The organism is Bacillus sp. UNC322MFChir4.1 (genome assembly GCF_000746135.1).
Classification (GTDB): Bacteria; Bacillota; Bacilli; order Bacillales; family Bacillaceae_G; genus Bacillus_A.
The window spans coordinates 32,167-55,384 of record NZ_JQKQ01000031.1; the positions used below are offsets into that span (position 1 = coordinate 32,167).

The following is a 23,218-nucleotide window of genomic DNA, read 5'->3' on the forward strand; positions in this document are numbered from 1 at the left end:
AACACAAATGAAACTTCCTTTCTTTTAGGAGACGAGAGCATCTGGCCGCGCATGGTAGCGGTCAGTGCCTACTTCTTCCATGTGCGTGGTTTTAAAACAAAGGGAACAGGTGAACGATTATTTATCTTATTATTATAATATTTAAACATACAGTTTTTTCTTCAGATGTTTAATAACCTCTCAAATAACTTCACAGCCTCTCTCGCATTATATAAATAATCCCTAGTTCGCACCTTCAAACTAATTTGTAACAACTGAATGTCTTTTTCATTCATAAAATAACCCTCTAACAACATCATATCGCTTTTCTTCTATCGATTTTATTATGGCGAATATCAATCTACCAACGGCTTTCCAGTGCCACCAACACTACTATGAAAAAATAGAAATTTGTGATAATGATATTTTTATTACTTATGTAGGATGCAACTGGCTTTCTAATAGCTGGAGGAAGTGTCACAAAGTTATAGCGTCCATTCGTTATATAGAATGAGAGGAGGGATTACATGAAAGTTACAAACAAAGATTATGAAAAGATGGAAGAGCTATACGAGTTGTATGAACAAAAAATTTATTATGTAGCCTATTCTATTTTAAATAATGTTCAGCAGGCTGAAGATGCAGTTCAAGAGACGTTTATTAATCTTTATCAGAATCTGGAAAAACTCCACAGCTTGAACACTCAAGAGCTTAAACGCTACATTTTGAGAATTGCAAAAAACAAAGCGATTGATAGTTACCGGAAAAATAAACGACAGGAAATGTTCTTAGAAGAATATCAAAGAGAATTACCGGAAGTGGCAGATGAAAATATTGAACAGTGGGAACAGCGTTTCATGTCTGAGGTTCAAATTGATACATTGCTAAAAGAGTTAAATGAGTCTAACAGACAGGTTTTTAAGTACAAAGTCTTCTATAACTTAACTTATCAGGAAATTTCAAATCTAATGGGGATAACTGAGGTCAATGTCCGCAAGCAATTTGAACGCGCTCGAAAACGAGTACAAAATATGATAGGAGGTATACAAAATGACGAATTCCAAGAACTCCAAAGAAATGTATGACCTTGCTGAAAAAATCGCTTTAGACGATTTTGATAAACTGGATGAACAACATGAATTTTCAGATACCTACAAGCGCAAAAAGAAAGTGTTTATGGAGGGAATTAAGAGTGGGCAACCACGGGCCAAGCATAAAAAGAATCGTATTTTAATCGCTGCTGCTTGCTTATTGATTGGCATGCCGACAACTGTTTTTGGTGCAGTAAAAGTCTATGATATGATTGTCAAAAAACAAAATTATGAAGTAAATGTTTCCGTAACAAATAAGGAACCGAAAAAGAGTGAAAGTTGGTATAAGTTGAAAGTCGGCAAATTACCAGAAAATATGGCAGCAGACAATCACGATGATATGAAATATTCATTTAAAGATAACTACGCAAAGGGCGGGTTTTCATTCCTTCTTTGGAGATTAGGAAAAAATTCAGATTTTCAAACGCTGTACGCAAACAACTACGAAGAAAAAGAGATAAATGGTAAGAAAGCAGTGATTGTCAATAAAGACACTGGAAACAAAAATTTAATGTTTAACAGACAGGTCTTTCTTCTTTTTGAGAAAGAGGGGATTATGTTAGAAAGTTATATTGGAGCCGATGTAAGTGAAGAACAAATGATGAATGTCTTAGAGAATATTTCACTTGAGCAAACATCAAAGGAACAGGCATCATTTACAGCAGATTATGCTAAAGATCGTTTTAGCAAAGCGAATGAACCAACAAAACCTAGCGTTATTCCTTTGGAAAAAGACAGCAAACAACTATTTAGCGTAGGTCAAATGGTTCCAGTAACCTTACCTATCGGCATGGATAACAGCAAACTTGAATATGTTATAGAGAAAGTTGAAGTCTTTGATTCAATCAAAGATTTTAAACAAGAGAACTTTAATGAATATGGACTAGAAAGACTAAGCAAGAATAAGGCTTTAGATCAGACGAAAAAATTGATACCGTATAAACGGGATGTATATAAAGTTGGAAATGGTAAAGATTCAATTGACGAATTAGTAGAGTCGAAATCCGTTAATCTTAAATTTGTCTACCTGACAACAACAGTGAAAAATATTGGTAAACAGGCGACAGAAGAAATCTATATGAGTCCATCCATAAAAGTGCTTAAACCTGAAAAAAATGCATGGAACTACGCTGAAAAATATGGACTTTCCGAATACGGTATTATGTCGAGCGAAGTTGATTATTTAGAACCTCACGGAAACGGAAAAAGCTTTTACAATATTGGCAGTATCCCACCAGGACAAACGATGAAGGTTAACTTAGGTTATTTTGTAGATGAGGATAAACTGGATTCAATCTTCCTTGATGCTTTTCATTATAGTGGGGTTAGTGGCACTGAAAATATGAATGCGAAAGATCGTTGGTGGATTGATATTCGTCAAAAGTAAAAACGATAGGAACAAATAGATAAAAAAAGTTGCTTATATTTAGCAGCTTTTTTTCGTGCAAAGAAACTTTAAAATTGTCCAATTTATCTCCAAAAGTAACAAATTACAGAAATGAGATGATACTGTATGGAAATTACGAGAGGTAGAGATTTGCTTACACTGGAACAGATAGTTGTAATGAAGAATTATTGCACCATATGTCATCTCTAGGTTGGGTATATATTAATTTATTAGGAGAATACCATTTTAATTCGGAAAAAATGATATTAGCGTTGTAAATCTGCAAAATCCTGATGCTATCTCCTTTTTAATTAAATAATTTACAAAAATAGTTTTTTTTACTAATATTAAGAAGTTAAATGGAAAAGGAGGAAATTCATGAAAAAAAGAAAATGGATATACCTTTCTCTAGTAATAGGGAGCATTCTAATTGTAACGAGTGTGTATTCCTTATTTTTTAAAAGTGGATTTGATATAACGATTAAAAATAAAACGAATCAAAATATAACAGGTCTTACAATTTCTGATGGTCGTGAAATTCAAAATTTCGTAGTTCCTACTCTTCATTCAAATGAAAAATATAAGACTAGCATTAAACTAAAAAATATGGGAGAAAATGCCCTCAAATTACATTACCAAGACAAAAACAAAAAAAAACACGAAGAATATATTTTTGGATATTTTGAAGGAGAAGGAAAAGGAACAGCAAAGATTATTATTCAAACTGTTCAAGAGGACGGAACTTTAGATATAAAAATAAACTGAGAATTTCTAATTTTACTTTTATAAGGCGATTCGAAAAAAATAGCATAATCATAGCAAGGGAATGCTTGTATATTGTTATATACCGCATTCCTTTCCTTATTCTATGTATGTTCCGACATTAAAACCCTACATCGGGTACCACCCATATTTAATTTTTAAACAAACCGAAAAAACCTTTCCGTTTTTGTTTCTGTATATCTCTAATGTTTTCAAGCAATAACTGATCTCGTTTCTCTAACTTTTTCTCTATAAAGACTTCTAATTCACTATTTTTCCCCTCTATTTCGTCTAACTTTCTCTCAGTATTAGCTAAATGCTCTTTTGTAGTAACTAATTCATTCGTAATCTCTTGTAATTTTTGAACCAACACTTGATTAAACTGATTTTGTAATATATCGATTTTACATAGAAAAGAAGAGAGAACTTAATAAAAACAAGGATTCTGCTACTGATAATGATACGTTAACCTTACATGTATACGATATACAGTACCTTTTTATAGGTGTCCATAAGAATTGAGCCCATTTTTTTCGTTTTGGGGTAATTCTGAATTCTTAAGTTGATGGCGATGTGACGGTACTCCTAGCAACAAAAAATGAAAATATATTAAAATAGTAACCCCTCTAGCGTGTGGCTAGAGGGGTTACTATTTTAATATAGCTAACTAGAAAATGTAATACAATTCAAATCTTTTAAAATATAAAAAATCTGAAATAACAGTGATAGAATGGGTGAGGAAAATGAGATTATGAATAGGAAATTAAGGAGTAGAACTTGTATGAAAGCAGTTATTGAAAGCATTTATAGCCCATGTAATGGAGTAGTAGAAGAAGTGTTAATCAACGAAAATTCTTATGTTTATGAATGGGAAAAGCTACTTATTATTAGAAATAATAATGGAATATTAGAAGAAGCAGTGGTTGGGATTAGTGGAAATGTACTGTCTGTAGATGTAGTAGTTGGACAGGAAGTAGATATGAATACGGTATTGTGTAAAGTGGAGGATGACCTGTTGATAACGGGCTGTGAATAGGGTTTGTTTTATTTAGCTATATATGAGTTGAAAACGATATAAAAACCACTAAACCCCTTTCTTTTTAGGGGGGCGAGAGCGTCTGGCTGTGTGTAGAAGCGGTCAGTGCCCTTTTCTGCCACGTGAGATGTTTTAAACAAAGGGAGCAAGCTAGTGGGCGATCATGTTGTGTTTTGCATAGCGGTGATTTATGTGTTGGAATATCAAGATAGATATATATGAAGCTAAATTGAAAAACAACATAAAAACCCCCTTTTATTTAGGGGAGGCGAGAGCGTCTGGCCGTGTGTAGAAGCGGTCAGTGCCCATTTCTGCCACGGGCGATGTTTGAAACAAAGAGAGCGAGTGAGTGGAGAATAAAAAAATTTTTTCTGATGGAAGTTTTATTTTATTAAAATATAAAAAATGAGAACGGTTATGTGTGTAAGTATGCATGTACTCGTTTTTTTGTAATGAAAAATGATATACCGGAGGATTCTATTTGGTGTTATCCATTCATATTTTTAATATGAATGAATGTTTTGTATGTATTTTTGTTATCATTTTTGATAATATAATCATAAGTTGTAGTAAAGGGAGTAGTGTAGATATATGAAAGAAAGAAAGATGGATATACTGTTTCATCCAATTCGTTTTCAACTGATTCAAGAGTTTATCGGAGGAGAGAATTTAACTGCAAAGCAGCTTGCGAAAAGGTTACCGCATATTCCACAGGCGACGTTATATCGTCATTTAGAAAAGCTAACGACAGCACATATATTACAAGTTGCTCAGGAAACGCAAATACGAGGAACGATTGAAAAGTTGTATGCTTTGAATCACAGTATGGCTAGTGTTTCACAAAAGGATTTGCAAGATGTAACGAAAGAAGAACATATGCAATATTTTATGATGTTTACCACTCAGATTATGGCAAGTTTTAAAGATTATTTGCAGCAAGATCATGTTGACTTCGAAAAAGATGGAGTCGGGTATCGACAAGCAAGCTTTTATATGAGTGATGAGGAGTTTCAAGAATTTGCAAAGGAAATGAGTGGAGTATTTTTAAAAGCAATGGAGCGTAAACCATCTCCAGAGCGAAAGCGAAGAACGATTTCAACAATTATTATTCCTGAAAGAAATGGGAAGGGAGAATAAATAATATGGGGAAAGAATTGTTCGTTACAATTGAAAGTAAAGTTTCACTTCAAGGAACGTTAACAATTCCAGCACATGATGCAGCAACATACCCAGCTATTTTACTTATTGCTGGAACGGGAAAGGGAGACCGGGATGGAAATGTTCGTGGTTTAAAACTAAATTTATATAAAGACTTAGCGGACTATTTCACTTCGTTAGGATTTGCGACTTTTCGTTATGATAAGCGTGGTACGCATAAAAGTGAAGGGAATTATTATGAAACAGGTGTTACAGATTTAATTGATGATGGCGTTGCTTGTGTACGTTTTTTAAAGGAGCATCCGCAAATTGATCCGAAGCGAATCGTTATTGTAGGTCATAGTGAAGGAGCGTTACTTGCACCGGCTATTTATGTAAGAGAGTCAGTTGCTGGCTTAATTTTACTCGCCGGCGCAGCTGAACCTTCGAAAACATTACTGCCAAAACAAATGAAAATGGCAGTGAAAGAATTAGAATCAGCATCTGGATTTCGAGGATGGCTATACCGCTTTTTAAAACTTCCACAACGTATTCAGAAACAAAATGAAGCACAGATGGAAAAAATACAACAATCATCAAAGCCTGCTTTGCGAATCAAAGGAGTAAAGGTAAACGCAAAGTGGATACGTGAACAATTTCAATACAATGTTGTAGAGTATTTAGAGAGAGTGGAATGTCCTGTTTTAGCGATTACTGGAGATAAAGATATACAAGTGCCCCCAGAGCAGGCAAGGGATATTGCGGAATATGCCGCAGGTGAGGCGGAGTGGCATATCATCCCTAATATGAACCATATTTTGCGGGAAGTTGATAAAAATCATACAATGCTAGGGTTAATGAAAGAATATAAAGGACTTCTAAATAAAGAGATTCAAGAGGAATTATTGAATGTTATGAAAGAATGGTTGGCAAAATATAACCTTCCATAAGGAACGTGGATGAACAAAAGTGCTATTTAGCAAAAAACTATAAAAACGAAAGACTAGCGTCTAAATAGATGCTAGTCTTTTATTTTAATAATGTCTTTCTAGTTAGAAAATTGCGATATTAATAGAGTCTCTCTATAATATGAATTAACTTTTATAAATGAGAAAGAAGGAAATACATATGAGAAGAACACTTGTAATCAGTGATATTCATGGTGAATTAGAGAGATTTGAAAAGCTATTAGAAAAAGTAGAATACAATCCACAAGAGGATCAACTTATTCTGCTAGGGGATTATGTAGATCGTGGCCCGAATGCTAAAGAGGTAATTGAAAAAGTGATGCATTTAAAAGATGCGGGTGTGCTCGTCTTAAAAGGGAATCATGAAGATATGATGCTAAAGGCTTTAACGACAGAGGAAGAAAAGTTTTGGAATCATTGGGTAAAGAGAAATGGAGGAGACCAAACGTTACATAGCTACGGCTTTTCAGAAAGTGATATTGCTGTAAGTGAAGAGGAGTTCATAAAGCCGCTGTTACATTCTGAAGTGTTAGAACAACATATCGAATTCATAAAAGGACTAGACCACTATATTGAAACAGATAACTATATTTTTGTTCATGCAGGTGTAGAACCAATGACACCTGTTTCTGAAACGGATGCGCATACATTGATGTGGATTAGAAATGAATTTCATAATGGATACAACGGTGAGAAAACTGTTGTATTTGGGCATACAGAAACGAAACTTCTTCACGGTGATAACGAGAATTCCGGTGTGTATTTTGGCGGAAATCGTATCATTGGTATTGATGGAGGCGCTGTATACGGCGGCCAACTTAACTGTTTAGAATTGCCAAGTCAAAAAGTATATGCAGTAAAATAAGAAAGATTTCCCTATATAAACGAGCTGATGTAGGGAAAAGAAGAGATAAGGGATCAAAATGATGATGAAACCTTATCTCTTTTTTTATGCTATGGTTTGTTACTTTCTGTTACATGTGTTTGGTTGCTAATTTTGGTTGTACTTCTTTTTCTGGCAGGGTTAAAAAAATTACTGCAACAATAATGAAAGCGCCGCCTAATAATTGATATGTTCCAAACGACTCATTCAACCAGATAATCGAAACAATAGCTGCTACGAGTGGTTCAATACTTGATAAAATGCTCGTTTCTGTTGCAGATAAATACTTTAGACTACCGATATAGAGAAGGAAAGAAAGTGTGCCACTTATAATGATGAGCATAAGCATAGAAAATGTACCTATTGTTAATGTATTTGCTATATGTTGAAAATGGAATTCTTGATTATATAGAAACAGGGAAATTCCTCCGAGTAACATCCCCCAACCAACAATTACCGATGTCCCCCACTGTTTAATAAGCGAAGCGGGATGGAGTGTGTAAAAAGCAAAACCAATTGCTGTTAAAATACCAAATAATATTGCTTGGTTAGAAAGAATAATATTTTCAATTGATCCGTTGGTAATAAGGAAATACGTCCCCGCTAATGCAGCTATGATTGCTATGAATTGCGTAGTGGAAGGAAGTCTTTTGTGTTGCAGCGCAACGTAAATAGTAATAAGAACTGGACCGAGAAATTGAAATAATGTCGCAGTTACAGCATTGCTTATATGAACGGTTTCAATGAATGCGTACTGGGCACCAAGCATGCCAGCAATTGAAAAAATTAGCAGTTGAATCCAATGACGCGGATGCCTCCAAATACCAAATATATTTTGTTTTGTAAATAGTAATGAACATAAAATAAACACGCCTGCTAATAGAAGACGAATGACTAAAAAGTCACTAGATGATAGTTCAGTATGATGAAATAGCCATTGAATCATAGGACCAGATAGCCCCCATAATGTCGCCCCGCTAATAATCATCATTAAGCCGAAGTGTCGCGATGATTTCATGATGTATCCTCCTTTGTATGAAAGCTCTTGCTTTTTCTTAATAGAAATGATAAGCATGAAAGTATTATATATAACTTCTGATACCATCAAAAGTATCAGTTTTCTATAAAATAAAGGGGTCAGTTTGTATGTTAGAATTAACACCAAAACTTGATGTTCATAGTAAAGAACCACTATATGTACAACTATATAACTACATGAAAGAGGAAATGAAATCTGGAAATGTAAAGCCTCATACGAAATTACCATCTAAGCGTAAATTAGCTCAATATTTACAAATTAGTAAAAATACAATTGAATCTGCTTATAGTCAGCTTATTGCGGAAGGTTATATAGAGGCTGTTCCACGTAAAGGGTATTTTGTATGTGAAGTGGAACAAAGTGTATTGTATGTGAAAGAAAAGATGCACCATGTAGAAGAAGTAACTTATTATGATCGCGACTATGCATTTGATTTTACGCATACAGGTGTTGATGCTCGCTCATTTCCACTTGCCTTATATCGCAAATTGGCAAATGAAGTACTGCAAGTTGAGAATGAGCAAGTACTACTGCTTGGGCATCCACAAGGTGAATTTGGATTAAGAAAAGAAATTGCGCAATACATGTATGAATCGCGCGGTGTACAATGTTCACCAAGTCAAATTATTATTGGGGCAGGAACGCAATATTTAATAAGGATGCTATTTCAATTGTTAAAAGAGAGTACATTTGCAGTAGAGAATCCAGGATACCACCAGAAAATTGTTACGTGTGAAAAAGGGGCAGAACATGTGGAAATGCTGCCGCTTGATGAAGATGGGATTATGATATCGAGTTTGGAAGAAAGTGATGCAGATGTGGTATTTGTGACACCATCTCATCAATTTCCATGCGGAATGATTATGCCGGTTTCGAGAAGAATGCAGCTCTTGCATTGGGCAGAGAAAGAGGAAGGACGTTATATTGTAGAAGACGATTATGATAGTGAATTTCGATATTCAGGAAAACCAATTCCAGCTCTCCAAGGGTTAGATACAAATGGAAAGGTTATTTATATGAGTACTTTTTCAAAAGCGTTACTTCCATCGTTACGTATCAGTTATATGGTGCTTCCAAAAACACTTATTGAAGTATATCAAAAAGAATATTTCTTTTATACGCAGACCGTATCGCGTATTGATCAAGAGATTTTGAAACGATTTCTCGAAGGCGGACATTGGGAAAAGCATATTCATAAAATGAGAGTGGTGTATCGTAAGAAGAGAGATACATTGGTTTCAGCAATTTCAACATATTTCCCGAAATGCGTAGAAATAGTTGGCCAAGATTCGGGGCTGCATATATTATTACGAGTAAATAATGGTATGACAGAGCAAGAGCTTATTGAGAAAGCGGCAGCATATAGTATAAAAGTATATCCAGTTTCTATGTACTATGATGAGATGAAAGCTGATAATAAAACAATCTTGCTTGGCTTTGCTATTTTATCTGAGGAAGAAATTGCGGAAGCGGTTCAATTGCTTGGAAAAGCGTGGTTTAATTGAAGGTATATGAAAAGGGACTTTTAAAAATAAGTCCCTTTTTCCTATTTATTTTCTTCATGTAAAAATAAAACCATATGCTCTTCATCCCAATATTGGTCATTATATTTTAACGAACGCTCTTGTACGCCGAATGTTTTAAAGCCTAACGATTCATAGAGCTTTTTTGCACCTTCATTGCCAACGACAACATCAAGCATAAGTTGTTCTACTTCTAATTCTTTTGCCTTTTCAATTGTTGCTTGCATCAGTGCTTTCCCTGCGCCCATTCCGCGCGCTTTTGGAGAGACATAAACAGAACCAATTTTTGCTTTATGTTCTTGCTTTAAAAATGATTTTGTTTCTAAAGTTGCCACGCCGATTAAATCGCTGTCTTTAAAAGCACCAAGCGTGTAATTTTCGTTTTGATCTAATATTTGCGCTTTATATTCAACAGGATCTTCTTTATTAATAAGATCTTCATAAGAAGAACTGAACGCTTCCGGGTTTTGTTTTAATCCTTCAACGCGAAGTGCTAAGTAAATTTCTGCATCTTTTTTCGTTAATACACGAATTTCCAATTGTATCATCCTCCAATTCTTTGGTGGTAATTTTATATTTTATATGAAAATCATAATACTTTCAAAAAATAGGCCTAATATATAAATTGTTTTAATATTTCTACATAAAAACTGCAATTATGAAGAAACAAGTATCCTGCACTCGTTTTTTCCTTTGTTTTAAAACAAGGCCCTGACCGCTACTACGCCAGCCGCTCTTGCCCATCTAAAAAGAAAGGGGGATGTCGCTTATTAGCTTATACAAACCCATTTTCATATTTCAATAAATAAGTCGCTGCTATGTAGAATACACAATAATAGCAGCGACTTATTTATTGAAATATGAAAATGGGTTTGTATAAGCTAATAAGCGACATCCCCCTTTCTTTTTAGATGGGCAAGAGCGGCTGGCGTAGTAGCGGTCAGGGCCTTTTTCTGCCACGGGCCATGTTTTAAACAAAGAGAGCAAGCGCGTGGCAGAAAAAGGCCCTGACCGCTACCATGCACGGCTAGCTGCTCTCGCCCATCTAAAAAAGAAAAGGGTTTTATTTCAACTTTTATATAAAACAGCTATTCAACAGGTAACTCAATAGTAAATGTAGTTCCAACTCCGACCTCACTCGTTACTTCTATAGAACCACCATGCAACTCCACAATTTCTTTTGCAACAGCTAAACCAATACCTTTTCCGCCAGTTGCTCGTGTTCGGGATTTATCAACTCGATAGAAGCGGTCAAAAATATGTGATATGTCCTCACTTGGAATTCCTTCCCCTTCATCTTGCACTTGTATAAGAAAAGTATTCTCCTTTTTTAATACTTGTACTGTAATATGAGAATTTTCGTGAGAATGCTGATGTGCATTATGTAATAAATTTAGCATGACTTGCTCCATGCGGCGGTCATCGATACAGGCATATAAATCTTCTGGGCAATATAAAGAGAGAGTCATTTGCTTTTTTTTAAGAGATGGTTTTATCTTTTCAATGATACGTTCAGCAAATGGTAACAGTAAGATGGACTGTTTCTTTATCGTAAATTGGTGTTGTTCAAGTTGCGCGAGTTCAAATAAGTCTTGTACGAGTTCAGTAATATTTTCTGTTTCTTCTTCAATGATTTGTAAGTATTCTTCCCGTTCTTCTTTAGATAAAGACCCTCTTTTGGCAACTTTTGTGTATCCTTTTACATATGTGAGCGGAGTGAGTAATTCATGTGCAACGCTGGCGAGAAACTCGTTTCGTTCTTTTTTCATATATGTTAGCTCACTAGAAAGTTGTTCGATTGTTTTTGCTAGGCTTCCTAATTCATCATTACTTTTAATACCTAACGTAATGGGCTCGTTTTGCTTCATCATTTTTTCAGTTGCTTGCTTCATCTTTATAAGTGGATTTGTAATAACCCTTGAAAGTAAAAATACTAAAATTGTTGTGAGAGCTACTGTCAAGGCCCCGACAGTAATAAATTGTTGTGTTAATCGAAAAATCATTGCTTTTATAGAGGCAGTCTCTAAAAACATATGGGCATAGCCAATGACAACTCCATATTTTACTATAGGGCTGGCTGTTGAAATATATTTTGAGTCTTTCCAGCGGCATTCTGTTACCATTCCATCTCTAGGAATGTGCGTAATTTTTTGTTCAAGTTGTTTGCGCATGTCTTCGGTGATAGCATCAGAAGAGTCTATAACGTGGCCTGTTGCATCTGTTATGACAAGTTTTGTGTGGGCAGGCGAATTCGATTCCATCGTTACCACGCGTTCAAAGATTCCTTCTCTATAGCGTTTTTCGATAATATTACGATACCAATTTCCTTTTTCTAGTAGGGCCGTAGTTTCTTCGTCCACACGCATTTGTGCTAATGTTGTATGAAAGGATACAAATAGTACGGATTCAATGCAAAGAGCTAACAATAAAAAATACGTCCCAAGCTTTATAGAAAGTTTATTCATTATGATTCACAACCTTTTTCCTGTACTAACAGGCAGTAAAACCTCTACTGTATAGAAGAAAAACTGCTAGTATATGTCTGAGTAGTTCAACCAATCATTCATGGGGAAAGAAGAAGAATCCCCACTGATGAAAGTTTTCCTTTCTCTTTATGAGGATCCATTTTTCCATTTGTAACCTATTTTATAAACGGTTTCTAGATAATCTTCGATAGGAAATCCTGCTTTTCGAAGCTTTTCACGTATATTACGAATGTGAGAATCAACAGTGCGATATTCAATATCTGTTTGAAATCCCCAAATGATTTCGATAAGCTCATCACGGCTATAAGCACGGTTTATATTTTGTAAAAAGAGTCCAAGCAAGGAAAACTCAATTGGCGTGAGAGAGAGTTTTTCATCATATACAGTTACGGTATGTCTCGTTTTATCCCATTCGATGCCGTTAAAGTTTACAAATCCCTCTTTCTTCGTACGGCGGAGCACAGCTTCGATACGAGCGATTAATACTTGCTCATCAAATGGTTTTGTAATATAGTCATCAGCACCTAATGTGAGTCCTTTCACCATGTCATAATTTTGATTCCGTGCTGTTAGCATAATAATGGGGACGTTACTGATTTGGCGAATTTGAGAGCAAGCCTCCCAGCCGTCCATTTTGGGCATCATCACGTCTAACAAAATCAGATCAAACTCTTTTTGTTGAACGAGCTCAAGTGCCTCTTGGCCTGATGTTGCCTTCATACAAAAATGTCCAAGTGGACTTAAGAATAAATCTAATAAGCGAAGCATGCGTTCTTCGTCATCTACTAATAATAGTTTTGCCATAGCGATGTTCACCTCAAATTTTCATTATTTACTCCTGCATTAAGAGTCAAAAGGAAAAAATAGGAGAGTCAAGCTCTCGCGAATAGAAGTTTCCTTAATATTATTCTACATGAACTTTACAAAAAACACTGTTCATATGGAAAAAAAAAGGACAATTGCCATAAAAAATGCACTACTTTTGCACATTTTTCTTTTATAATAATCAATGTAGCAGCACAAAAATACCCTATGTTGCGACATAACGTCATGTCATTTTGATTTCAAAATGGCAAATTCCATTCTATTGTGTACGTGAGATAGAGAACATTTTTCGTATTCACCTCGCATCGGATAAGAAAAATTTCTATCTCACGGCTTTTTTTTTGAATGTAGATAAAAGGGGACTTGGATAGTGAACAAGCAAGACATTGAAAAGCAGAAACAAGAACGAAATGGAGCTATAATCTGCATTGCGGTATCAATGATGATTATCGTTGTTTGTGCCAGAAAGTTTTTTTGGTTATTATAAATAAATTTATTATTATGAGATAGAGAAGAAGCCTCGCATACATTGTGCGAGGCTTTTGTGATGCTGAATATATAAAACACCCACTTCAAGAGCTGCAGGAGAGTGGGTGTTAAGCATTGAGAAATAACATCATATGCTCTTCATCCCAATATTGTCCGTTATATTTTAAAGCACGTTCTTCTACACCAAATGTTTGGAACCCAAGTGATTCATATAGTTTCTTTGCCGGTTTATTTCCGGAAACCACATTAAGCATAATTTGTTCTATATCTAATCTAGGGGCATTTTCAATGATAGTTTCAATTAACGCTCTTCCAGCACCAAGACCACGTGCTTTTGGAGAGACATATACAGAGCCAATTTTCGCCTTATGCTCTTGTTTGACAAGTGGTTTTATTTCAAGAGTGGCAATACCGATCAATTCCTCTTCATGAAAAGCACCTATCGTAAACTTTTCAGGGTTATCTAACCGTTTTGCAATGGCAGAAACGGGATTTTCTTGTTTCATAATATCTTCATAAGAGGAACCAAATGCTTCTGGATTTTGAGTTAATCCTTCTATGCAAAGTTGTAAATATATATCTGCATTTTCTTTTGTTAATACACGAATATTCATACAAGTAACCTCCTAGTGGTTTATGTAATGAAATTATATATTAACTTTATTAACTATTCAACAGATATATATGTTACATTTTTATAACTATACGAATGTAAGTTACATAAAACCGCCTTTCCTTTTATGAGAAACGAGAGCATCTGGCCGTGCATAGGAGCGGTCAGTTCCTTTTTCTGCCACGTTTTAAACGAAAGTGGGGATCATCGTGTATTCTACATTGCAGTGACTTATTTATTTATATAGAAGCTGACCGAAAAGGCACATAAGTGCCCTTTGAAGTCATTCCTTTTTCCGTTATCGATCGTTCTTTGCAATATATCGGCGCTTTTCATGATATATCGACCACTTTTTAGAATATATCGGCGCTTCGACATGATTTAAAGACGCTTCGACGATATTCGACATACAAGTAGTTGATTCGCTGAGTTGAATCATAGCGAAAAGTGAAACGCCTCAGTGTTTTGTTTAATTATACCCCTCAATTCGCTCTGGATGCGTGTAAATATTACAAGAATCACCGCGAATAAAACCAACGACAGTAATTCCTAAATCATGAGCAAGTTCTAGAGCTAATTTTGTCGGAGCGGATTTTGATAGGACAATTTCACAGCCGATTTTTGCAACTTTAAGTAAGATTTCGGATGAAATGCGTCCGCTAAAGGCAATTACTTTTCCTGTTATCGAAATATTGCTTTGTAAGCAATAACCGTAAATTTTGTCTAAAGCATTGTGACGCCCAATATCCATTCGTGAAACGAGAATTTGTTTTGCATCACATAATGCGGTGTTATGTACGCCGCCTGTTTCTTGGAAAGTAGTAGAGGATTGCTGCAAAGCATTCATGAGGTGAAAGCAATCTTCAGGTTTGAGCGTAATATGAATATCGTGCATCGTTTTTGCTTTTGCCGCATCATTTACAAAGACAAAGCCTTGTCTGCTTTTACCGCAGCACGATGTCACATATCGTTTATTATAGCAAGTTTGATAGAGTGGATTTGTTTGCGTCGTTGTGACATGCGCAAATCCTTTTTCTCTTTGGATCCATAATTGTTCAATATATTTATAGGAAGGAATAATACCTTCTGATACTAAGAAACCAATAACCATATCTTCAATATGATCAGGGGTACAAACAATTGTTACATATTCTTCACCGTTTAGTTTAATTGTAAGTGGATACTCTGTTACAATCTCATCATCCTTTTGATGAAATGTTCCACCTTGGTAACGAACCATTTTATATGTGCTTTGAACGGACTCCATACGATTTTCCCCTTTATCAATTATTCTCCCATGTTTATCATAAGACAAGAAAAAAAGAAAAGCATTCGTTTTATATAAATCTATTTTAATTTTTCAACGTAGAAGTCGCTGCTACGGAAAATACACTGGAACCAAAACTCGCTTGCTCCATTTGTTTTAAAACCTTGCCCACCTAAAAAAAGAAGGTTTTTTATACCATTTTTTCACTTTGTATTCACATACAACCCTTGGTTATTATTTGTTTTCTACGATATAATAGAATCGTAGTTTATACATCAATTGCAAGCTTATTTTATACATCAAGAATCTACCTCTAAGAACTAGTTTTGCTGTTTTGAAAAAGAGCGTATAGCAACATCGTTTTGAAAACGTATTCAGAATGTGTTGTACGGTTGGTTGTAAGGAGAGGGTAAAGATGTCAGAACAGAAAATTCGTGTAACTGTCGATGGTACAGAGTATATTTCATCTAGTAAAAAAACGATATTGCAGTTATTTAACGAAAGAGAACTTGAACACCCGCAAATTTGTCACGTACCAGAAGTAGATCCGATTCAGACATGTGATACATGTATTGTTGAAGTGAATGGAAAACTGATGCGCGCTTGCTCAACAAACCTTGAAGAAGGTATGCATATTGAGAGAAAGTCAAAGCGAGCAGTTGAATCTCAAACAGAAGCGATGGATCGAATACTTGAGAATCATTTATTATATTGTACTGTTTGCGATAATAATAACGGGAATTGTAAAGTCCATAATACGGTACATATGATGGGAATTGAGGAGCAGAAATATCCGTACGAACCGAAAGTGAGCGTTTCGGAGGTGGATATGTCCCATCCGTTTTATCGTTACGATCCAAATCAGTGTATTGCATGTGGGCAATGTGTAGAAGTGTGCCAGAACTTACAAGTAAACGAAACAATATCGATTGATTGGAGTTTAGATCGCCCGCGTGTCATTTGGGATGATGGCGTATCCATTAATGATTCTTCTTGTGTAAGTTGTGGGCAATGTGTCACGGTTTGTCCGTGTAATGCCCTAATGGAAAAATCGATGCTTGGAGAAGCTGGTTTTATGACAGGGATAAAACAAGACGTATTACATCCAATGATTGATTTTGTAAAAGATGTAGAGCCGGGTTATAGCAGTATTTTAGCTGTTTCGGAAGTAGAGGCAGCGATGCGTAAAACGAAAATCAATAAAACGAAAACCGTTTGTACGTTTTGTGGTGTCGGGTGTTCATTTGAAGTGTGGACGAAAGATCGTCACATTTTAAAAGTACAGCCGTCATCGGATGCGCCAGTAAACGGAATTTCAACGTGTGTAAAAGGGAAATTCGGATGGGATTTTGTAAATAGTGAAGAACGGATTACAAAGCCGCTGATCCGTAAAGGAGACATGTTTGTTGAAGCAACTTGGGAAGAAGCGCTAGAAGTTATTGCAGCAAATATGAGTCATATTAAAGAGCAACATGGCAGTGATGCGTTTGGATTTATTTCTTCTTCTAAAGTAACGAATGAAGAAAATTATTTAATGCAAAAGTTAGCGCGCCAAGTATATGGAACAAATAATGTGGACAACTGTTCTCGCTACTGCCAATCACCAGCAACAGATGGCTTATTTAAAACAGTAGGCATGGGTGGTGATGCAGGAACAATTAAAGATATTGCAGAGGCAGGACTTATCATTATTGTCGGGGCAAATCCGACAGAAGGTCATCCAGTTCTTGCGACGCGTGTGAAACGTGCCCATAAAATTCATGAGCAGAAATTAATTGTAGCTGATTTACGTAAACATGAAATGGCAGAGCGTGCCGATTTATTTGTTCACCCAAGTCAAGGTACTGACTATGTTTGGCTAGCAGGTGTAACAAAATATATTATTGATCAAGATTGGCATGATCAAGCATTTCTAGCTGAAAACGTAAAGAACTTTGATGAATATAAAACAATGTTAGAGAAGTATACGCTTGATTATACAGAAAGTGTAACGGGCATTTCGAAAGATACATTAATAGAAATGGCAAAAATGATTCGTGATGCAGATGGCACATGTGTACTTTGGGGTATGGGAGTAACGCAAAATACAGGCGGAAGTACGACATCAGCTGCAATCTCTAATTTACTTCTTGTAACAGGTAATTATCGTCGCCGCGGTGCAGGAGCATACCCGCTGCGCGGACATAATAACGTACAAGGTGCTTGTGATATGGCGACATTACCAAACTGGCTGCCTGGTTACCAAGCGATATCCGATGATGCACTGCGCGCGAAATTTGAAAGAGCATACGGCGTTTCGATTCCGAAAGAACCAGGATTAAATAACATTGCGATGCTGATTGCTGCAGAAGCAGGGAAATTACGCGGCATGTATGTGATGGGAGAAGAAATGGCATTAGTTGATTCTAACGCGAATCATGTGCAGCACATTTTAGCAAATCTTGATTTCCTTGTTGTACAAGATATGTTTTTAACGAAAACAGCTCGTTTTGCAGATGTCATTTTACCAGCAGCACCAAGTTTAGAAAAAGAAGGAACATTTACGAATACAGAACGCCGGATTCAGCGTTTATACGAAGTTATGCCGCCGCTTGGTGATTCCAAACCAGACTGGTGGATTCTGCAAAAGGTAGCTCGTGCATTAGGTGCAAATTGGACCTATGAACACCCAAGTGAAATTATGGATGAAATCGCATCACTTGCTCCTTTATATTCTCAGGCAACATATGATCGTTTAGAAGGATGGAATAGCTTATGCTGGGGTAGTCATGACGGCAGTGATACACCGTTATTATATGTAGATGGATTTAATTTTCCTGATAAATTAGCTCGTCTATCACTTGATGAATGGGTACCGCCAGTCGAAGCACCGGAAGAATATGATCTATTATTAAATAATGGCCGCATGCTTGAACATTTCCATGAGGGAAATATGACAAAGAAATCGGCAGGTATTTTATCAAAAATGTCAGAGGTATTTGTTGAGATTTCCCCGGAGCTAGCGATGGAGCGAAATGTGAAGGATGGAGGTCTTGTTGAACTTGCATCACCGTTTGGAAAAATTAAAGTTCCAGCGCTTATTACAGATCGGGTAACTGGAAACGAATTATATTTACCGATGCATGCAACAGTAAATGAAGAAGCAATTAATATTTTAACAGGAACGGCAACGGATCTTTTTACATGTACACCAGCATATAAACAAACGCGCGTCAAAATGCGTGTGCTGCGTGAAAAAGGAAATCGTCCACTTCCTGCTTCCAACCCGCGAAATAAAGAGCGTCATCCGCAAAATGGTGTCGAAGTGCAGAAGAAATGGCAACGAAAACAATATGTATCACTTGTGGATGAAAACTAGGGGGCGAGCATTGTGGCAAAAGAAATTACGATGATTCAAAAAACAGTTGTAACAGAGGAACAAAAGAAACAACAAGTTTCAGAGGGATTATTACAACAGTTAGGAGAGAATCAACAGGCAATTGAGGAAACGATTCATTTGTTAGCACAGCTTCAAAAGGCTGGTTTGTTAGATGCTGCCGTAAGCTTGCTAGCAGCGAAAGAAGATGTTTCGAAAATTGCGATTGAACAATTAAACCGTGAACCAGTAAAAAACGCATTAAATAATGTGATGGGTGCAGGAGAAGCGCTATCTTCAGTAGACCCAGAAGTGACCAAGCAAGTCACATCTAGTTTAGTTACAGGTTTACAATATGCAACCGATGAACTGGAAAAAGGTAGAAAAACAGGTGTGATGGATTTCTTTAAAGTATTACGAGATCCAGACATAAACCGAGCAATTACATTTGGATTTAATTTTTTGAAAGCATTTGGTCAAGAGCTAGAAAAGAAGAACTAATAAGACAAAGAGCGGTGGCATTAAAATTAACGGGTTCAGTTAAGAGGTTGAAAAATTAAAATGACACACAAATTGGCGTTCAAACTGGCAACAGTTTTAGAACGCCTTTTTTATTGGTTTATCAATCTTTTTTTGAAATTGGCAACTAAATTGGCAGGGAAATGTTTAAAGAATGTAGAATTAGGAGTGATTTACAGAGAGAGGATTTAACTTGTCAATTTAGGTGTCAAATTGATTGCCAAAAAACATGTCAAATTAATACGAGGAGGAAACGATGAATTTTTTTGAACCGAAACCACGCCGAGAAAGCGAGGTAAATTAGAACATATCGGAGCAGACAAAAGCCACGGTCAAATACTATACCGAAGAAGAAGTGGTCGATAAGTGCCTGATTTTTTTAAAGGGGGATAGTGTTGCGAAACATAATAAGTCTGTTTTTCGTTTTCATAATCGGGTGTAGTTTCCTTGTTAGTACAATTTATGCGAAATGGGCACATGCTTTTGTTGTCTTTGATGGTGGCACTTATATTATTTCAGAAACCCATATTGAACCCAAAGAAATTGGGAAGAAGATAGGTGAGGTTACTAATTATTCGGACAACGAAGGTGCTTACAGTGGGAATTTTTCAAATAAATTTCCCCAAGGCACTGAATACTACGAAATTAAAGGTGTTAAAGCAAATGACTCAATTGCGGTTAAAGAAAGTGAAAAATCATTTATAAAAGCAAATTATAATGGTGAATATGCAGGTAGCGGCGAACAAAGCGATAACAAATATAATTGGCAAAATTTATTACCGTACTTTATAGGATTAATTTTGTTGATTGGTGTCATTTATTTGTTTTTAAAAAAAAGAAATAGTCAATAATAAGCCAAAAAGGATGTCAAATGACATTCTTTTTATTTTTCTATTTGTTTCTAATAGCTGCCAATTTTATTGCCAAAATAGCTGTTAAATTAAATTTTCCACCTGCTAACTGAACCCGTTACATTAAAATCCATCGCTCTTTTATATGTTTATGAATACTCCCCCACTTAGCAAAGCTTGAAGTGGAGGTTTCTAACGTTTCAACCTAACGGACGATTAACGTTAGTGGAGTTAACACACTAGCGAGCTGTTCCACGCCTAGCCCCTCTATCCCGTTTGTCCATGCATTCGGGACTACTTTTCGTAAAATATTAGCCGCAGCGTTTATATCTGCGTTGATTTTGATTCCTTTTGCAGAACGATATATACCACGCTTCATTCGTTTTCCTGAAAAAGTTGCATTTTGGTCATTTGTTTCATACGTTGGAATGAAGTCATGATCTAGAAAACTTGCTTTTGATGTGTAAGATTCCTCGATTACAACAACTTGAATACCTACCGCATTTGCTTTGTATGTAATCATTTGAATCAATAAACGATGCGGGATATGGCAAAATGTTTGGTTATTTTTCTTTCCCATATCAGTTTCTTTCACCTCCTTGTTAAGGGTATTATATCAAAACAAGAACATACGTTTCTGTTGTTTTACTTGAAAATAAAATATTTTTTCGATTCACCTCACCACCTTCACATATGTTTAGAGGTGGGAGTCCTCTCGAAAAATATGATAGAATTGTTCATGTTTAGTAGAATGTATTATGATGAAATTAAATATATTGCATTTTCATTTTCCAGCAGCGGAATACAATATGACCGTCATTTAACATTGCCCGTGGCAGAAACAGGCCCTGCCCGATACTACACGCGGCCAGATGCTCTTGTCTATCTAAAAAGAATGTTTTTATGTCTTTTTTTTAACTTAAAGAACATGGAGGTACCTATGCTACACCGTAAAAAATTATCAATCCCAGGGGTAATGAAACAATCCTTTCAAACAGTAAGATTCGCCTTTGGAAATGTATTATCGTTTCAACTTATGTATAAACTCCTCGCCGCAATTGTCTTTATCCCACTACTCGGTATGATTTTTAATAAGTTATTGTACTGGGGTGGATATGCAAATGCCACAAATGATGAATTGCTTGCATTTTTTAAAACACCGTATGGAATTGCAGCCATTGTCATTTTATCTGTGCTAGCACTTTTTCTTATTTTTATCGAATTTGCAGTACTTATTATTATTTCGTATTTTGCACATAAACGACAAAAGGTAAGACTGCGTCCAATTTTATATAAAACGGTAACGTATTTACCTTCTTTTTTCACCTATTGCTTACCAGGATTTATTTTGTATGTTGTCGTTTTACTACCTCTTTTAAGCATCGGTTATCAATCTGCACTTCTTCCTGAAATTCAGATTCCTAATTTTATTTCAGGCGAATTATTGAAAACAACAATGGGACAAGTTGGATACTATACCTTTTTCGGCGTAGTTGCCTATTTCAATCTTCGTTGGATTTTTGTTTTACCCATCATTGTTTTAGAAGAAAAGTCGTTTCGCGTAGCTGCTCGTCAAAGTGCGAAGTTAGTAAAAGAAAACTTTTTGAAAGTCCTGTTCTTTTTAGTAGGATTTTTTATCTCTATAGGCGTTGTCTTTTTACTGTTTACAGGTGTTTATTTCTTGTTACTGCTTGCGGTCTATCAATTTACAAATCCAGAAGGAACATTTGCTTTATTAGCACAATCGACTATATCTGTCTTTGTAACGAGTACATTGTATATATTTAGCTTTATTGTTACGCCGTTTTATATTATGGCGCTGACAAGGTTATATTTACAGAAGGTTCCCGTTGAAGCTGTTTTAGTAGAAGAGGGTCTTGACTATTCGAAAACAAAAGTGGAGAAATGCTTCTTTCAGAAACATCGATTGAAATTTATAGGTGTATATATTGGCGGGGTTGTTGTAATTGGGATGGTTTTGGCTTTTATCGTAACGTTTATTACGAATTCTTATAAAGAGCCGATTATTATGGGGCACCGCGGTTATATATCTAAAGGAGTGGAGAACACAAAAGAGTCAGTCCAAGGAGCTATTGATGCGAAAGCAGATTATGCGGAAATTGATGTATTACAAACAAAAGATGGTGAATTAGCAGTTATACACGATTTGAAATTAAAGCGTCTTGCGAATGAAAATGTACAAGTGTCAGAATTAACGATGGATGAACTTCGAAAGCTTACTCTCAGCCAAGGTGGATTCTCAGGGAAAATTAGTACGCTTGATGAGATTATTAAACTTGCAAAAGGGAAAATTAAGCTGAATATAGAAGTGAAACTTCATGGAAATGAAAATGAAAAGGATTTTGTAAAGAAAGTTTTAAAAACGATTGAAAAAAATGAATTTGAAAAGCAGTGTGTCATTCAAACATTGCATTACCCACTTATTAAAGAATTTAAACGTGCAAATCCCGATATAAAAGTAGGGTATGTTCTATATGCAAGCCTAGCAAATTTAAAAAATGTTCCAGCTGATTTTTACGTAGCAGAGGAATACATGGTGAATAAGCGCTTAGTACAATCAGCTCGTAAATTAAATAAACCGATTTACGTATGGACTGTAAATGATATGGAGAATTTACGGAAATATTATAAATTGAATGTGGATGGAATTATTACAGACTATCCAGAAGATGCAAGAGCCACGATTAAAATGCTCAATGAGGAAGAAAATGAAACGGATGTTTTTGAGAAAATTACGGAAACAACCGAAGACTTATTTGCAAAGTTATTTATCCCGCATTAACGGGCAGTAATACTCCCACCTCAAAATTCGGCGAAAGCATTGTCCAGCTCTAGCGGCTAGAATCTCCGGCCGTTTCGCCCCCTCGGACGAGGCAAAAAGCGCCTCTCTGTCAGGGGCGTGGGCGTCCTGCGATTCTGAACGAGCCGCTTCCGCTTTTCTTAAGAAGTTAGGTGGGAGATAAACTGCCCGTAAAAGCCCGATTGGT

Annotated in this window: 19 protein-coding genes and 2 pseudogenes; 12 read left to right on the plus strand and 9 right to left on the minus strand. The window is 35.9% G+C overall.

Going from position 1 to position 23,218, the window contains the following annotated elements; translation table 11 throughout:
* Positions 1 to 161: 161 nt before the first annotated feature.
* Positions 162 to 299, minus strand: a complete 138-nt coding sequence (locus BR72_RS26425) for a hypothetical protein (RefSeq protein WP_156107942.1) — start codon at positions 297 to 299, stop codon at positions 162 to 164.
* A gap of 207 nt (positions 300 to 506) precedes the next feature.
* Here BR72_RS26425 and BR72_RS12990 point away from each other — a divergent pair, with 207 nt between their 5' ends.
* From BR72_RS12990 to BR72_RS13000, 3 genes are all read left to right on the plus strand, one after another.
* On the plus strand, positions 507 to 1,064 hold the full coding sequence (locus tag BR72_RS12990; RefSeq protein WP_035433536.1) for an RNA polymerase sigma factor: 558 nt from the start codon (positions 507 to 509) through the stop codon (positions 1,062 to 1,064).
* Positions 1,030 to 2,457, plus strand: coding sequence for a DUF4367 domain-containing protein (locus tag BR72_RS12995; RefSeq protein WP_035433537.1), 1,428 nt, complete (start codon positions 1,030 to 1,032; stop codon positions 2,455 to 2,457). Before BR72_RS12990 ends, BR72_RS12995 begins: the two co-directional genes overlap by 35 nt.
* A 378-nt stretch (positions 2,458 to 2,835) precedes the next feature.
* The gene (locus tag BR72_RS13000; RefSeq protein ID WP_035433538.1) at positions 2,836 to 3,222 is read left to right on the plus strand and encodes a hypothetical protein; all 387 of its coding nucleotides are present in this window, start codon (positions 2,836 to 2,838) and stop codon (positions 3,220 to 3,222) included.
* Positions 3,223 to 3,370: 148 nt separating this feature from the next.
* Here BR72_RS13000 and BR72_RS13005 read toward each other — a convergent pair.
* Positions 3,371 to 3,613, minus strand: a pseudogene (locus BR72_RS13005) (MerR family transcriptional regulator); the annotation flags it as partial.
* Between the two features lie 387 nt (positions 3,614 to 4,000).
* Here BR72_RS13005 and BR72_RS13010 point away from each other — a divergent pair.
* The 4 genes from BR72_RS13010 (at position 4,001) to BR72_RS13025 (ending at position 7,225) form a co-directional block, all read left to right on the plus strand.
* Positions 4,001 to 4,255, plus strand: a complete 255-nt coding sequence (locus BR72_RS13010) for a hypothetical protein (protein WP_035433539.1) — start codon at positions 4,001 to 4,003, stop codon at positions 4,253 to 4,255.
* A gap of 591 nt (positions 4,256 to 4,846) precedes the next feature.
* A complete protein-coding gene (locus BR72_RS13015) occupies positions 4,847 to 5,392 on the plus strand; it encodes a helix-turn-helix domain-containing protein (protein ID WP_035433540.1) in 546 nt (181 codons plus the stop codon).
* Positions 5,393 to 5,397: 5 nt separating this feature from the next.
* Entirely contained in the window at positions 5,398 to 6,342 is a 945-nt protein-coding gene (locus BR72_RS13020; protein ID WP_035433541.1) for an alpha/beta hydrolase family protein, read from the plus strand.
* 178 nt (positions 6,343 to 6,520) lie between these two features.
* The gene (locus BR72_RS13025; RefSeq protein WP_035433542.1) at positions 6,521 to 7,225 is read left to right on the plus strand and encodes a metallophosphoesterase family protein; all 705 of its coding nucleotides are present in this window, start codon (positions 6,521 to 6,523) and stop codon (positions 7,223 to 7,225) included.
* Between the two features lie 109 nt (positions 7,226 to 7,334).
* Here the strand turns inward: BR72_RS13025 and BR72_RS13030 are convergent, their stop codons facing one another.
* Entirely contained in the window at positions 7,335 to 8,261 is a 927-nt protein-coding gene (locus tag BR72_RS13030; protein ID WP_035433543.1) for a DMT family transporter, read from the minus strand.
* Positions 8,262 to 8,389: 128 nt separating this feature from the next.
* Here BR72_RS13030 and pdxR point away from each other — a divergent pair, with 128 nt between their 5' ends.
* Positions 8,390 to 9,787, plus strand: coding sequence for a MocR-like pyridoxine biosynthesis transcription factor PdxR (gene pdxR, locus BR72_RS13035; protein ID WP_035433544.1), 1,398 nt, complete (start codon positions 8,390 to 8,392; stop codon positions 9,785 to 9,787).
* Between the two features lie 41 nt (positions 9,788 to 9,828).
* On the opposite strand, the gene BR72_RS13040 is transcribed toward pdxR, so the two are convergent.
* The 5 genes from BR72_RS13040 to fdhD form a co-directional block, all read right to left on the minus strand.
* Entirely contained in the window at positions 9,829 to 10,344 is a 516-nt protein-coding gene (locus BR72_RS13040) for a GNAT family N-acetyltransferase (protein ID WP_035433545.1), read from the minus strand.
* A 549-nt stretch (positions 10,345 to 10,893) separates the two neighbouring features.
* Complete coding sequence (locus tag BR72_RS13045; RefSeq protein ID WP_035433546.1) at positions 10,894 to 12,270, minus strand: HAMP domain-containing sensor histidine kinase; 1,377 nt, start codon at positions 12,268 to 12,270, stop codon at positions 10,894 to 10,896.
* Between the two features lie 147 nt (positions 12,271 to 12,417).
* A complete protein-coding gene (locus tag BR72_RS13050; RefSeq protein WP_035433547.1) occupies positions 12,418 to 13,095 on the minus strand; it encodes a response regulator transcription factor in 678 nt (225 codons plus the stop codon).
* Positions 13,096 to 13,712: 617 nt separating this feature from the next.
* The gene (locus BR72_RS13055) at positions 13,713 to 14,219 is read right to left on the minus strand and encodes a GNAT family N-acetyltransferase (protein ID WP_035433548.1); all 507 of its coding nucleotides are present in this window, start codon (positions 14,217 to 14,219) and stop codon (positions 13,713 to 13,715) included.
* A 468-nt stretch (positions 14,220 to 14,687) separates the two neighbouring features.
* On the minus strand, positions 14,688 to 15,485 hold the full coding sequence (gene fdhD, locus BR72_RS13060) for a formate dehydrogenase accessory sulfurtransferase FdhD (protein ID WP_035433549.1): 798 nt from the start codon (positions 15,483 to 15,485) through the stop codon (positions 14,688 to 14,690).
* A 415-nt stretch (positions 15,486 to 15,900) separates the two neighbouring features.
* Here fdhD and fdhF point away from each other — a divergent pair, with 415 nt between their 5' ends.
* From fdhF to BR72_RS13075, 3 genes are all read left to right on the plus strand, one after another.
* The gene (fdhF, locus tag BR72_RS13065) at positions 15,901 to 18,843 is read left to right on the plus strand and encodes a formate dehydrogenase subunit alpha (protein ID WP_035433550.1); all 2,943 of its coding nucleotides are present in this window, start codon (positions 15,901 to 15,903) and stop codon (positions 18,841 to 18,843) included.
* Positions 18,844 to 18,855: 12 nt separating this feature from the next.
* Entirely contained in the window at positions 18,856 to 19,341 is a 486-nt protein-coding gene (locus BR72_RS13070) for a helical membrane plugin domain-containing protein (protein WP_035433551.1), read from the plus strand.
* 413 nt (positions 19,342 to 19,754) lie between these two features.
* Positions 19,755 to 20,210: a hypothetical protein gene (locus BR72_RS13075; RefSeq protein WP_231559718.1), complete on the plus strand. Its 456-nt coding sequence runs from the start codon at positions 19,755 to 19,757 to the stop codon at positions 20,208 to 20,210.
* Between the two features lie 205 nt (positions 20,211 to 20,415).
* Here the strand turns inward: BR72_RS13075 and BR72_RS13080 are convergent.
* Positions 20,416 to 20,802 (minus strand): annotated as a pseudogene (locus tag BR72_RS13080) (zinc ribbon domain-containing protein); the annotation flags it as partial.
* Between the two features lie 348 nt (positions 20,803 to 21,150).
* Here BR72_RS13080 and BR72_RS13085 point away from each other — a divergent pair.
* Positions 21,151 to 23,013, plus strand: a complete 1,863-nt coding sequence (locus BR72_RS13085) for a glycerophosphoryl diester phosphodiesterase membrane domain-containing protein (RefSeq protein ID WP_035433556.1) — start codon at positions 21,151 to 21,153, stop codon at positions 23,011 to 23,013.
* The last annotated feature ends 205 nt before the right edge of the window (positions 23,014 to 23,218 follow it).